Origin of the sequence: Escherichia sp. WS2035 (assembly GCF_046487065.1) — a bacterium.
Classification (GTDB): domain Bacteria; phylum Pseudomonadota; class Gammaproteobacteria; order Enterobacterales; family Enterobacteriaceae; genus Escherichia; species Escherichia coli.
In genome coordinates, this window is the sequence record NZ_JBJQKD010000022.1 from 43621 (window position 1) to 56610 (window position 12990).

13 protein-coding genes and 1 other annotated feature are annotated in these 12990 nt (G+C 49.0%); of the genes, 5 read left to right on the forward strand and 8 right to left on the reverse strand.

Going from position 1 to position 12990, the window contains the following annotated elements; all coding sequences use genetic code 11:
• Nucleotides 1–19: 19 nt before the first annotated feature.
• The 4 genes from ACJHX4_RS24630 to ACJHX4_RS24645 all read right to left on the reverse strand — a co-directional run bounded on the left by ACJHX4_RS24630 (nucleotide 20) and on the right by ACJHX4_RS24645 (nucleotide 2764).
• Complete coding sequence (locus ACJHX4_RS24630; protein ID WP_000589791.1) at nucleotides 20–502, reverse strand: OmpA family protein; 483 nt, start codon at nucleotides 500–502, stop codon at nucleotides 20–22.
• A 15-nt stretch (nucleotides 503–517) separates the two neighbouring features.
• A complete protein-coding gene (dgcN, locus tag ACJHX4_RS24635; RefSeq protein WP_000969008.1) occupies nucleotides 518–1744 on the reverse strand; it encodes a diguanylate cyclase DgcN in 1227 nt (408 codons plus the stop codon).
• The gene (locus ACJHX4_RS24640) at nucleotides 1734–2252 is read right to left on the reverse strand and encodes a YfiR family protein (RefSeq protein WP_001212400.1); all 519 of its coding nucleotides are present in this window, start codon (nucleotides 2250–2252) and stop codon (nucleotides 1734–1736) included. Before ACJHX4_RS24640 ends, dgcN begins: the two co-directional genes overlap by 11 nt.
• 146 nt (nucleotides 2253–2398) lie before the next feature.
• Nucleotides 2399–2764 carry a DUF2799 domain-containing protein gene (locus ACJHX4_RS24645; RefSeq protein WP_001296308.1) on the reverse strand — a complete coding sequence of 122 codons (366 nt, stop codon included), beginning with the start codon at nucleotides 2762–2764 and terminating at the stop codon, nucleotides 2399–2401.
• A 209-nt stretch (nucleotides 2765–2973) separates the two neighbouring features.
• Between ACJHX4_RS24645 and aroF the strand changes: the two genes are divergently transcribed.
• Together aroF and tyrA are read left to right on the forward strand one after the other, a co-directional pair.
• Nucleotides 2974–4044, forward strand: coding sequence for a 3-deoxy-7-phosphoheptulonate synthase AroF (aroF, locus tag ACJHX4_RS24650; protein WP_001168045.1), 1071 nt, complete (start codon nucleotides 2974–2976; stop codon nucleotides 4042–4044).
• Between the two features lie 10 nt (nucleotides 4045–4054).
• Entirely contained in the window at nucleotides 4055–5176 is a 1122-nt protein-coding gene (gene tyrA, locus ACJHX4_RS24655; RefSeq protein WP_000225212.1) for a bifunctional chorismate mutase/prephenate dehydrogenase, read from the forward strand.
• Nucleotides 5177–5218: 42 nt separating this feature from the next.
• Here the strand turns inward: tyrA and pheA are convergent, their stop codons facing one another.
• The 4 genes from pheA to bamD form a co-directional block, all read right to left on the reverse strand.
• On the reverse strand, nucleotides 5219–6379 hold the full coding sequence (gene pheA / locus ACJHX4_RS24660; protein WP_000200140.1) for a bifunctional chorismate mutase/prephenate dehydratase: 1161 nt from the start codon (nucleotides 6377–6379) through the stop codon (nucleotides 5219–5221).
• Between the two features lie 21 nt (nucleotides 6380–6400).
• Nucleotides 6401–6526: a sequence feature (Phe leader region), on the reverse strand.
• Nucleotides 6478–6525, reverse strand: a complete 48-nt coding sequence (pheL, locus tag ACJHX4_RS24665; protein ID WP_001386991.1) for a pheA operon leader peptide PheL — start codon at nucleotides 6523–6525, stop codon at nucleotides 6478–6480. Its footprint overlaps the feature before it by 48 nt.
• A 102-nt stretch (nucleotides 6527–6628) precedes the next feature.
• A complete protein-coding gene (gene raiA, locus ACJHX4_RS24670) occupies nucleotides 6629–6970 on the reverse strand; it encodes a ribosome-associated translation inhibitor RaiA (protein ID WP_000178456.1) in 342 nt (113 codons plus the stop codon).
• 269 nt (nucleotides 6971–7239) lie between these two features.
• Nucleotides 7240–7977: an outer membrane protein assembly factor BamD gene (bamD, locus tag ACJHX4_RS24675; protein WP_000197686.1), complete on the reverse strand. Its 738-nt coding sequence runs from the start codon at nucleotides 7975–7977 to the stop codon at nucleotides 7240–7242.
• Between the two features lie 134 nt (nucleotides 7978–8111).
• On the opposite strand from bamD, the gene rluD reads away from it, so the two are divergent.
• The 3 genes from rluD (at nucleotide 8112) to clpB (ending at nucleotide 12523) form a co-directional block, all read left to right on the forward strand.
• Nucleotides 8112–9092 carry a 23S rRNA pseudouridine(1911/1915/1917) synthase RluD gene (gene rluD / locus ACJHX4_RS24680; RefSeq protein ID WP_001531897.1) on the forward strand — a complete coding sequence of 327 codons (981 nt, stop codon included), beginning with the start codon at nucleotides 8112–8114 and terminating at the stop codon, nucleotides 9090–9092.
• Nucleotides 9089–9820, forward strand: a complete 732-nt coding sequence (yfiH, locus tag ACJHX4_RS24685) for a purine nucleoside phosphorylase YfiH (protein WP_000040156.1) — start codon at nucleotides 9089–9091, stop codon at nucleotides 9818–9820. Before rluD ends, yfiH begins: the two co-directional genes overlap by 4 nt.
• A 129-nt stretch (nucleotides 9821–9949) precedes the next feature.
• Complete coding sequence (clpB, locus tag ACJHX4_RS24690; protein WP_001235102.1) at nucleotides 9950–12523, forward strand: ATP-dependent chaperone ClpB; 2574 nt, start codon at nucleotides 9950–9952, stop codon at nucleotides 12521–12523.
• The last annotated feature ends 467 nt before the right edge of the window (nucleotides 12524–12990 follow it).

Consider the following 12990-nt stretch of genomic DNA (forward strand, 5'->3'; position numbering starts at 1 on the left):
TTGTCTGTTTGCTCGTGTTTTAAGGGGTTGTAATCACCACTGCGACGCGGCGGTTTTCGGCGCGGCCCTGGGCGGTCTTGTTACTGGCTATGGGATATTTTTTTCCTAAACCCTGTGTGATGAGATTGCTGCGCGGAATTTGTCCACCCATAGCCCATGCATCGGCCACGACATTCGCCCGTTTTAATGATAAGACTTCGTTGTAACTGTCTTCACCATAGTTGTCGGTGTGTCCATCCATACGGGCATGTGTTAGCCCTGTCGAGGCCAATTTGGCTGCCATGGTTTGGATTTGTTGCTGGCTTTCCGGGAGCAATTTGTAGTCATTTTTTGCGAACAGAATGGCATCTGATAAGCCCAGCGACCAGTCGCCGGCGGATTCAGTAAATCCATAAGATTGCATAGCGGCGACTTGCTCAGGAGTAAACTTTCCCTGAGGGGACTGGCAGCCAGTAAGTATTAGCGAGGTGAAAATCAGGGGGGCTAGCAGGTGCTTTATCATATCGATATATCCTTGTTATCTCACCAGTTTTTCGGCACGCTGGTGTTTGGCCTGATACATATTGTGATCGGCAAGCTCTTGTAAATTTTCCGCAGAGGCGTGCTCAATGGTCATCGCGTAACCAATGCTTAATGTCATGGTAGTTTGATGGCCATTATGAAGATCAAACGGGAGATTAAAAATTTGTGTCAGTGCTGAGCATATCTGCTGCACTTCAGATTCCGACTGTACATCATAGAGCACCATAGCGAATTCATCGCCGCCCAGGCGGTATGCTTTATGTCGCAGCCCGCCAAATTCAGCTAACCGTTTTGCTATTTCAATCAAGACTCTATCGCCCGTCGCATGACCCCAGGTATCATTGATATATTTGAAATTATCGCCATCAAGAAATAGTAACGCCGACGTTTTTCGGGCATCGGAATTGTTCATCAACGTGTTGATGCCGCTACGAAACGCTGCGCGGTTAGCCAGCCCGGTTAATGGGTCATGTAGCGCGGTACGTAGAAGCTGCGCATTTTTGGCCTGTAAACGAAGCTGCCACTCTTCCATTTCATCCAGCAGACTGTTGAAGTCGAGAGCGAAGCGGTGAAACTCAGCGATACGTTCTTCCGAAACTCGTCGGGAAAAATTGCGGTTAGAACGCACATCATGTACGACATCGGTGATATTTTTCAGCGCTTCCACCAGGCCATTGTGCAAATGGCGGGTGAGGGTAATTGCGATGCCTGATGCCAGCAGAATACAACCGGTCAGGACAGCGAGCGAAAACCAGATAAAATGGCTGATTGAACTGTCGCGAGCAGTTAAGCGTACTTCGCCAATGGTTTCACTATTGTGACGAATCGGCTGAATGATGGGGGCAGGGAAGAGCCAGTGGCTTATGAAATTGCTGAAAGTATCGCCTGGTTCCTTATGGGTGTAATGCCAGGATGCCAGAATATTTTGCTGCTTATCACGCACTTCTGCAGTTGAAAATTGGCCTTGCTGGCCCAGCGCTGCCAGTGTTTCAGTTGCTGCAGGGCCATCGGCAAAAACGACAGCTGCTTCCAGACTGTAAGTCATTGTTGCTGCTGTCAGTGCCAGGTTTTTTTGCGCGTATTGTTTCAGGGTTAGCACTGACGTCACGGAAAGCAGCAGCCAGATCAGCGTCATAGTGATAAATATGCTGGTCATGCTGATGTTGCGTAATGCTCTTTTAAACGTGGGGCGCTTATGAAGAGAATTATCGTTATCCATCATTTTTCTTCCGTGCGAGCATTAAGACATCCGGGTTGACCTTTACACCGCTACGCGATAAGGCATCCAGGTTTACGGCAAATCTGACGTCATTATTGTGGATGATCAGACAAAAGGCGCTACCAATAATGCACTCGGTATTTTGTTCGGCAATTAATAATAACGCCTTTGACGGATATTGTTCGGTTAATTCCATCTGGAATGTCGGTGACTCGTTGCCAAAATAAAAACCATTGCAGCCTGAAATTATCGCCTCTTGTTGAGTATGAATGATGACAGGCAGATAAGGTAAAGATGTAGCAGCATTTTCTTGTAAGGCGGTACTAAAACGTGAAGATGAAAAGATACATAACTTTGGTGGCCCTGATAGCCCAGGCCAGCGGGTGTAACTGACAATACCGGAAACCATCATACGCACGTTTTTCGCAACGTCAGAAGGTTCCTGAGCGAGTATTGGTGCTCCCGTCAGCAGGAGAATCAGCAGTAAGAACAGTCGGTGAGAAAAACGCATTCAGGGATCCTCACCATCTTCGCTCGAAATGCATCGATATTTTTTCAGAATGCTCATTAAAATATCATCCTTTCATGCGGTCGTCATCAATGTGAGAAATAAAACATAATGAGTAAAATCTCATGCTTAATTTATTTTGGGGGTAATTAATTTAATCGTATTGTGCTGGCATTTTCATCAGCCCCTTTTCGCCATACTTCATGCAGTTGGCTGGCATTTTCAACATTATTGCAGCTGGCAGGAAAGCTTTTACCAGAAAGCCCCCGGGCATAAGTAAAATCGGTCTGGCAAGTTTTCTTTTGCCCTTCGGCATATCCTTTAAGGTATAGACCGCGATCCGCCTGTGAATCGCTAAATGCATCGTCATCTTTAATGGCGCTGCCCGATATCGCATCTTCCATACCAACATCATACCAGTCGGTGCTGGTCAAGGTTGGCGCGTGAGTATAAGGATCAATCTGACATCCGCTAACCAGTAAAGCCAACAAGGGGGCGATAAATTTTTTCATCATTTCTTTCTCCTTTTTCAAAGCATAGCGGATTGTTTTTAAAGATGGTGTAAATTTATATATACAGAAATAAGGGTAAAAAGCGCGAATAAATTGCTTACGTAAAGAAATGTGTACGAAATATGGATTGAAAACTTTACTTTATGTGTTATCGTTACGTCATCCTCGCTGAGGATCAACTATCGCAAACGAGCATAAACAGGATCGCCATCATGCAAAAAGACGCGCTGAATAACGTACATATTACCGACGAACAGGTTTTAATGACTCCGGAACAACTGAAGGCCGCTTTTCCATTAAGCCTGCAACAAGAAGCCCAGATTGCTGACTCGCGTAAAACCATTTCAGATATTATCGCCGGGCGCGATCCTCGTCTTCTGGTAGTATGTGGTCCTTGTTCCATTCATGATCCGGAAACTGCTCTGGAATATGCTCGTCGATTTAAAGCCCTTGCCGCAGAGGTCAGCGATAGCCTCTATCTGGTAATGCGCGTCTATTTTGAAAAACCCCGTACCACTGTCGGCTGGAAAGGGTTAATTAACGATCCCCATATGGATGGCTCTTTTGATGTAGAAGCCGGGCTGCAGATCGCGCGTAAATTGCTGCTTGAGCTGGTGAATATGGGACTGCCACTGGCGACGGAAGCGTTAGATCCGAATAGCCCGCAATACCTGGGCGATCTGTTTAGCTGGTCAGCAATTGGTGCTCGTACAACGGAATCGCAAACTCACCGTGAAATGGCCTCCGGGCTTTCCATGCCGGTTGGTTTTAAAAACGGCACCGATGGCAGTCTGGCAACGGCAATTAACGCTATGCGCGCCGCCGCCCAGCCGCACCGTTTTGTTGGCATTAACCAGGCAGGGCAGGTTGCGTTGCTACAAACTCAGGGGAATCCGGACGGGCATGTGATCCTGCGCGGTGGTAAAGCGCCAAACTATAGCCCTGCGGATGTTGCGCAATGTGAAAAAGAGATGGAACAGGCGGGACTGCGCCCGTCTCTGATGGTAGATTGCAGCCACGGTAATTCCAATAAAGATTATCGCCGTCAGCCTGCGGTGGCAGAATCCGTGGTTGCTCAAATCAAAGATGGCAATCGCTCAATTATTGGTCTGATGATCGAAAGTAATATCCACGAGGGCAATCAGTCTTCCGAGCAACCGCGCAGTGAAATGAAATACGGTGTATCCGTAACCGATGCCTGCATTAGCTGGGAAATGACCGATGCCTTGCTGCGTGAAATTCATCAGGATCTGAACGGGCAGCTGACGGCTCGCGTGGCTTAAGAGGTTTATTATGGTTGCTGAGTTGACCGCATTACGCGATCAAATTGATGAAGTCGATAAAGCGCTGCTGAATTTATTAGCGAAGCGTCTGGAATTGGTTGCTGAAGTGGGCGAGGTGAAAAGCCGATTTGGACTGCCTATTTATGTTCCGGAGCGCGAGGCATCTATGTTGGCCTCGCGTCGTGCGGAGGCGGAAGCTCTGGGTGTACCGCCAGATCTGATTGAGGATGTTTTGCGTCGGGTGATGCGTGAATCTTACTCCAGTGAAAACGACAAAGGATTTAAAACGCTTTGTCCGTCACTGCGCCCGGTGGTTATCGTCGGTGGTGGCGGTCAGATGGGACGTCTGTTCGAGAAGATGCTGATACTCTCGGGTTATCAGGTGCGGATTCTGGAGCAACATGACTGGGATCGAGCGGCTGATATTGTTGCCGATGCCGGAATGGTGATTGTTAGTGTGCCCATCCACGTTACTGAGCAAGTTATCGGCAAATTACCGCCTTTACCGAAAGATTGTATTCTGGTTGATCTGGCATCAGTGAAAAATGGACCATTACAGGCCATGCTGGCGGCGCACGATGGCCCGGTGCTGGGGTTACACCCGATGTTCGGCCCGGACAGCGGTAGCCTGGCAAAGCAAGTTGTGGTCTGGTGTGATGGACGTAAGCCGGAAGCATACCAATGGTTTCTGGAGCAAATTCAGGTCTGGGGCGCTCGGTTGCATCGTATTAGCGCTGTCGAGCACGATCAGAATATGGCGTTTATTCAGGCTCTGCGCCACTTTGCTACTTTTGCTTATGGGCTGCACCTGGCAGAAGAAAATGTTCAGCTTGAGCAACTACTGGCGCTCTCTTCGCCGATTTACCGCCTTGAGCTGGCGATGGTCGGGCGACTGTTTGCTCAGGATCCGCAGCTTTATGCCGACATTATTATGTCGTCAGAGCGTAATCTGGCGTTAATCAAACGTTACTATAAGCGTTTCGGCGAGGCGATTGAGTTGCTGGAGCAGGGCGATAAGCAGGCGTTTATTGACAGTTTCCGCAAGGTGGAGCACTGGTTCGGCGATTACGCACAGCGTTTTCAGAGTGAAAGCCGCGTGTTATTGCGTCAGGCGAATGACAATCGCCAGTAATAATCCAGTGCCGGATGATTCACATCATCCGGCACTTTTTCATCAGGTTGGATCAACAGGCACTACGTTCTCACTTGGGTAACAGCCCAATACCTTCATCGAACGGGTGATTTCCCCTAACTCTTTCAATGCTTTTTGCATTTCCGCTGATTCAAGATTGGCCTGAATATCCAGATAAAACATCTCTTCCCACGGATTACCGTGAATCGGACGTGATTCCAGACGGGTCATAATTAGACTGTGGTTGCGCAGTACCAGCAACGCTTCAACCAGTGCACCAGCTTGTTGTCCGGTCGCCATTAACAACGTCGTTTTCGCCGGAACCTGGTCAGAAACGTTAATGGCTTTACGTGCCAACACCACAAATCGGGTGAAGTTTTGTCGCTGATTCGCTTCAATACGCTCCAGTACCTGCAAACCGTACAAAGTGCCGCCAGCTTCGCTTCCCAACGCAGCAACATGCGGTGATTTTGCCTGTGCAACCTTTTCCATTGCCGCAGACGTACTTTCGGTATATTCAATCTTCCAGTGCGGATAACGATTAAGGAATTTGCTGCATTGCTGGAACGGCTGCGGATGGCTGTAGACCGTATTGATGGTGGATAAATCAGTAGTGCCGGAGACCAACAAACAATGATCGATAGTTAACGTCATCTCGCCAACAATCGACAAACTGGTATGTTGCAGCAGATCGTAAACGTCGTTTATGGCACCGGAGCTGGTATTTTCAATCGGTACGACGGCATAGTCGGCCTGGCCGGTTTCCACCTGATTAAAAATATCGGCAAATTTGGCGCAGCCACTTTCAATGAATTGCTCAAAGTGACGGGCAGCATACTGGCGCGCCGCAAGATGGGAATAAGAACCTTTGGGGCCGAGAAAAGCGATGCGTGCTGAGTGCGGATTAATTTTATTGAGATGTTGCTGGAGTAAAGCCTGCTGAGTTAATACGGAATCTTCAATGATGAGCTGGAACAGGCGAGTAATGTAATGGGCGTCCAGATGGTGCGCTTTACCGAGCGTAATTAATCTTTCCAGCAAATCGCGTTCACGATCAATATCACGTACCGGGCGATGCGAAAGCAGTTTGGCTTTTCCCACCTCGACGACCAGTTCGCGTCGCTCTGCCAGTAATGCTAATAATTTTTCATCCAGCGCGCTGATTTTTTCTCGCAGCGCCAGTAACGGGTTTTCCGATGTCATAGTGTTGCCTTTTTGTTATCAATAAAAAAGGCCCCCCGATTTGGGAGGCCTTATTGTTCGTCTTCGCATTCTGTTTCACACGACGAAACGCCTCCCATTCAGGGGAAGGTAAAAAAGAATGCGAAGAAAAACGGTGTGTGTTTCATGTTTGTTTCCTTAAGTGACTTTAGTACAGTACCCGTACTGTTTTCACGCTGTCAACAAAAAACGCGCCCGAAGGCGCGTTGGCGATACACTCAATATAAAGGACTACTCTTCTTCAACTTCTTCGACGAAGTTGGCGTCTTTCACCGATGTTGCGGCACGACGTGCTTCGCCTTTGTGCTGCAGTTTATTGAGCTGCCGTTCCAGCTTGTTGATCAATTCGTTAATTGCGGTGTACATATCTTCATGTTTACCACTGGCAACCAGAACGCCGTTAGGTGTATTGATTGTGGCGTCAGCAACAAACCCTTGTGGCTCTTTGGACAGAATGATATGTGGATTAATCAGATGTGTTTGCCATTTTTCCAGTTTGGCGAGACGGTCTGCGACATGTTGGCGGATGGCCGGAGTAATTTCCATTTGTTTGCTGGTAATGTTCATTGTCATAAATTTTACCTCTTGTCTTCCCGTCTTGGTGAATTCAGCATAACGTTCCTGATGTCAAAATGTGTGATGGAAATCTCATAATTTTGTCACTTTTTGTCAACGAATCTTTTTTGTGAGAAATCGCAGGAAGAGGTGTTTTTTTACTTGAGGAATATCTCAAAGCGGGCCATATTTGATGAGATCGATAGTGACTAAATCGCTTCAGTTTCACAACTAACAGAATAAAAAAACGGCAGCTCAAGGCTGCCGTTTTGTGTTTCAGGTTTCTGTTATGTATTGCTGCTGTTTGCGGCGATGATTTTCGCTACTTTTTCAGCTTGCGCATTCATCTGCATCTGACGGTATGCATTTTCCATCAGCGGCAGCGCATCACGCGTAGCCTGGGTATCCGGATAGTCGCGCAACATGCCTTCTACGCGGTTAACGACAGCAACCCATGCACCACGTTCTGTATAATACTCGGCAACGGAGTATTCATATTTCGCCAGACGATCTTTCAGGAATACCAGACGTTTGGTGGCATCGGTGGTGTACTGACTGTTCGGATAGCCGCGCACCAGTTTGGAAAAGTCACTAAACGCAGCTCGTGCATGTTGAGGATCGCGATCGCTACGGTCGACGCCAAAGAACCCTTGCAGTGCACTGTCATCGAGCGCCATATTGGTCAGGCCACGCATGTACATGACATAATCGATATTCGGATGGGTCGGGTTAAGGCGAATAAAACGATCGATGGCAGCCTGTGCTAACGGCAAATCGGCGTTTTTATAGTAGGCGTAGATGAGATCCAGCTGCACCTGCTGCGAATACGGACCAAACGGATAGCGATTATCTAACGCTTCCAGTTGCGTTATTGCCTGTCTCCAGTTACCGTCCTGCAGCTTTTGTTGTGCAGTCGCGTAAATTTCATTTGGCGGATTATCAGGTACTTCTTCCTTTGACCCCGAGCAACCCGCCAAAAACAGGCTTAGTGTGGCGGCTGCCACCAGATATTTCATGCGCGTCATGACGTTTTGACTTTCCTCAAAATGTAATACGGGAGATTCTCTGTTCCTGCTCCCGGTTAAGACCAGCTACAATAGCACACTATATTAAACGGCAAAGCCGTAAAACCCCAACGATAAACGAAGAAGCAGTATATATGGCACAACGAGTACAGCTCACTGCAACGGTGTCCGAAAACCAACTCGGTCAACGCTTAGATCAGGCTTTGGCCGAAATGTTCCCGGATTATTCACGTTCGCGGATAAAAGAATGGATCCTCGACCAGCGTGTGCTGGTTAACGGCAAAGTGTGTGATAAGCCGAAAGAAAAAGTATTGGGTGGCGAGCAGGTTGCCATCAACGCTGAGATTGAAGAAGAAGCGCGTTTTGAACCGCAGGATATCCCGCTGGATATCGTCTATGAAGATGAAGATATCATCGTTATTAATAAACCGCGCGACCTGGTGGTACATCCTGGCGCGGGTAACCCGGATGGCACGGTACTGAATGCATTGCTTCATTATTATCCGCCCATTGCCGATGTACCGCGTGCGGGCATTGTCCATCGTCTGGATAAAGACACCACTGGCCTGATGGTTGTGGCAAAAACCGTTCCGGCTCAGACGCGTTTAGTCGAATCTTTGCAACGGCGTGAAATTACACGTGAGTATGAAGCGGTGGCAATTGGTCATATGACCGCTGGCGGTACAGTAGATGAACCAATCAGCCGCCACCCGACCAAACGTACTCACATGGCGGTACATCCCATGGGTAAACCGGCGGTCACTCACTATCGCATCATGGAACACTTCCGTGTGCACACGCGTCTGCGGTTGCGTCTGGAAACCGGACGTACGCACCAGATCCGCGTGCATATGGTCCATATCACTCATCCGCTGGTGGGCGATCCGGTTTATGGTGGACGTCCGCGTCCGCCAAAAGGTGCTTCGGAAGCGTTTATCTCCACGCTGCGTAAGTTTGACCGTCAGGCGCTTCATGCAACCATGCTGCGTCTTTATCACCCGATCTCCGGCATCGAAATGGAATGGCATGCGCCTATTCCACAAGATATGGTGGAGCTGATTGAGGAGATGCGCGCCGATTTCGAAGAGCATAAGGATGAAGTGGACTGGTTATGAGTAAGCTGATTGTCCCGCAGTGGCCGCTGCCAAAAGGTGTTGCGGCTTGTAGCTCTACCCGTATCGGCGGTGTGAGCTTACCCCCGTATGACTCGCTCAACCTCGGTGCCCATTGTGGCGATAACCCGGATCACGTTGGGGAGAATCGCAAGCGACTTTTTGCTGCGGGCAATTTGCCTTCTAAACCGGTCTGGCTTGAGCAGGTACACGGCAAAGACGTGCTTAAGCTTATTGGCGAACCTTATGCCTCAAAACGAGCAGATGCCTCTTATAGCAATACGCCTGGCACGGTTTGCGCAGTGATGACTGCCGACTGCCTGCCCGTGCTGTTTTGCAATCGTGCGGGAACGGAGGTCGCCGCCGCTCATGCTGGCTGGCGTGGACTGTGCGCAGGCGTGTTGGAAGAGACGGTTTCCTGTTTTGCTGATAATCCGGAAAATATTCTCGCCTGGTTAGGGCCGGCAATTGGGCCACGTGCGTTCGAAGTGGGGGCGGAGGTTCGCGAGGCGTTTATGGCAGTAGACGCCAAAGCGAGTACAGCTTTCATTCAGCATGGTGATAAGTATCTGGCGGATATTTATCAGCTTGCCCGGCAGCGTCTGGCGAGCGTTGGTGTTGAACAAATTTTCGGCGGCGACCGTTGTACATATACGGAAAATGAGACTTTCTTCTCTTATCGTCGCGACAAGACCACCGGTCGTATGGCAAGTTTCATTTGGCTGATATAACCTAAAGAATCAAGACGATCCGGTACGCGTGATTTTCTTTTCACATTAATCTGGTCAATAACCTTGAATAATTGAGGGATGACCTCATTTAATCTCCAGTAGCAACTTTGATCCGTTATGGGAGGAGTTATGCGTCTGGATCGTCTTACTAATAAATTCCAGCTTGCTCTTGCCGATGCCCAATCACTTGCACTCGGGCACGACAACCAATTCATCGAACCACTTCATTTAATGAGCGCCCTGCTGAATCAGGAAGGGGGTTCGGTTAGTCCTTTATTAACATCCGCTGGCATTAATGCTGGCCAGTTGCGCACAGATATCAATCAGGCATTAAATCGTTTACCACAGGTTGAAGGTACTGGTGGTGATGTCCAGCCATCACAGGATCTGGTGCGCGTTCTTAATCTTTGCGACAAGCTGGCGCAAAAACGTGGTGATAACTTTATCTCGTCAGAACTGTTCGTTCTGGCGGCACTTGAGTCTCGCGGCACGCTGGCCGACATCCTGAAAGCAGCAGGGGCGACCACCGCCAACATTACTCAAGCGATTGAACAAATGCGTGGAGGTGAAAGCGTGAACGATCAAGGTGCTGAAGACCAACGTCAGGCTTTGAAAAAATATACCATCGACCTTACCGAACGAGCCGAACAAGGCAAACTCGATCCGGTGATTGGTCGTGATGAAGAAATTCGCCGTACCATTCAGGTGCTGCAACGTCGTACTAAAAATAACCCGGTATTGATTGGTGAACCCGGCGTCGGTAAAACTGCCATCGTTGAAGGTCTGGCGCAGCGTATTATCAACGGCGAAGTGCCCGAAGGGTTGAAAGGCCGCCGCGTACTGGCGCTGGATATGGGCGCGCTGGTGGCTGGGGCGAAATATCGCGGTGAGTTTGAAGAACGTTTAAAAGGCGTACTTAACGATCTTGCTAAACAGGAAGGCAACGTCATCCTGTTTATCGACGAATTACATACCATGGTCGGCGCGGGTAAAGCCGATGGCGCAATGGACGCCGGAAACATGCTGAAACCAGCGTTGGCGCGTGGTGAATTGCACTGCGTAGGTGCCACGACGCTTGACGAATATCGCCAGTACATCGAAAAAGATGCTGCGCTGGAACGTCGTTTCCAGAAAGTGTTTGTTGCCGAGCCTTCTGTTGAAGATACCATTGCTATTCTGCGAGGCCTGAAAGAACGTTACGAGCTGCACCACCATGTGCAAATTACTGACCCGGCAATTGTTGCAGCAGCGACGTTGTCTCATCGCTACATTGCTGACCGTCAGCTGCCGGATAAAGCCATCGACCTGATCGATGAAGCAGCATCCAGCATTCGTATGCAGATTGACTCAAAACCAGAAGAACTCGACCGACTCGATCGCCGTATCATCCAGCTCAAACTGGAACAACAGGCGTTAATGAAAGAGTCTGATGAAGCCAGTAAAAAACGCCTGGATATGCTCAACGAAGAACTGAGCGACAAAGAACGTCAGTACTCCGAGTTAGAAGAAGAGTGGAAAGCAGAGAAAGCCTCGCTTTCTGGTACGCAGACCATTAAAGCGGAACTGGAACAGGCGAAAATTGCTATTGAACAGGCTCGCCGTGTGGGTGACCTGGCGCGGATGTCTGAACTGCAATACGGCAAAATCCCGGAACTGGAAAAGCAACTGGAAGCCGCAACGCAGCTCGAAGGCAAAACTATGCGTCTGTTGCGTAATAAAGTGACCGATGCCGAAATTGCTGAAGTGCTGGCGCGTTGGACGGGGATTCCGGTTTCTCGCATGATGGAAAGCGAGCGCGAAAAACTGCTGCGTATGGAGCAAGAACTGCACCATCGCGTTATTGGTCAGAACGAAGCGGTTGATGCGGTATCTAACGCTATTCGTCGTAGCCGTGCGGGGCTGGCGGATCCAAATCGCCCGATTGGTTCATTCCTGTTCCTCGGCCCAACCGGTGTGGGGAAAACTGAGCTTTGTAAGGCGCTAGCGAACTTTATGTTTGATAGCGACGAGGCGATGGTCCGTATCGATATGTCCGAGTTTATGGAGAAACACTCGGTGTCTCGTCTGGTTGGTGCGCCTCCGGGATATGTCGGTTATGAAGAAGGTGGCTACCTGACCGAAGCGGTGCGTCGTCGTCCGTATTCCGTCATTCTGCTGGATGAAGTGGAAAAAGCGCATCCGGATGTCTTCAACATTCTGTTGCAGGTACTGGATGATGGGCGTCTGACTGACGGGCAGGGGAGAACGGTCGACTTCCGTAATACGGTTGTCATTATGACCTCTAACCTCGGTTCCGATTTGATTCAGGAACGCTTCGGTGAACTGGATTATGCGCACATGAAAGAGCTGGTGCTCGGTGTGGTTAGCCATAACTTCCGTCCGGAATTCATTAACCGTATCGATGAAGTGGTGGTCTTCCATCCGCTGGGTGAACAGCACATTGCGTCGATTGCGCAGATTCAGTTGAAACGTCTGTATAAACGTCTGGAAGAACGTGGTTATGAAATCCACATTTCTGACGAGGCGCTGAAACTGCTGAGCGAGAACGGTTACGATCCGGTCTATGGCGCACGTCCTCTGAAACGTGCAATTCAGCAGCAGATTGAAAACCCGCTGGCACAGCAAATACTGTCTGGTGAATTGGTTCCGGGTAAAGTGATTCGCCTGGAAGTTAATGAAGACCGGATTGTCGCCGTCCAGTAAATGATAAAACGAGCCCTTCGGGGCTCGTTTTTGTCTATAAGTTAGACGGAAAAGACTATATTTAAGATGTTTTGCCTGAAAAATGAGCGAACGATAAAGTTTTTATATTTTTCGCTTGTCAGGCCGGAATAACTCCCTATAATGCGCCACCACTGACACGGAACAACGGCAAACACGCCGCCGGGTGAGCGGGGTTCTCCTGAGAATTCCGGCAGAGAAAGCAAAAATAAATGCTTGACTCTGTAGCGGGAAAGCGTATTATGCACACCCCGCGCCGCTGAGAAAAAGCGAAGCGGCACTGCTCTTTAACAATTTATCAGACAATCTGTGTGGGCACTCGAAGATACGGATTCTTAACGTCGCAAGACGAAAAATGAATACCAAGTCTCAAGAGTGAACACGTAATTCATTACGAAGTTTAATTCTTTGAGCATCAAACTTTTAAATTGAAGAGTTTGATCATGGCT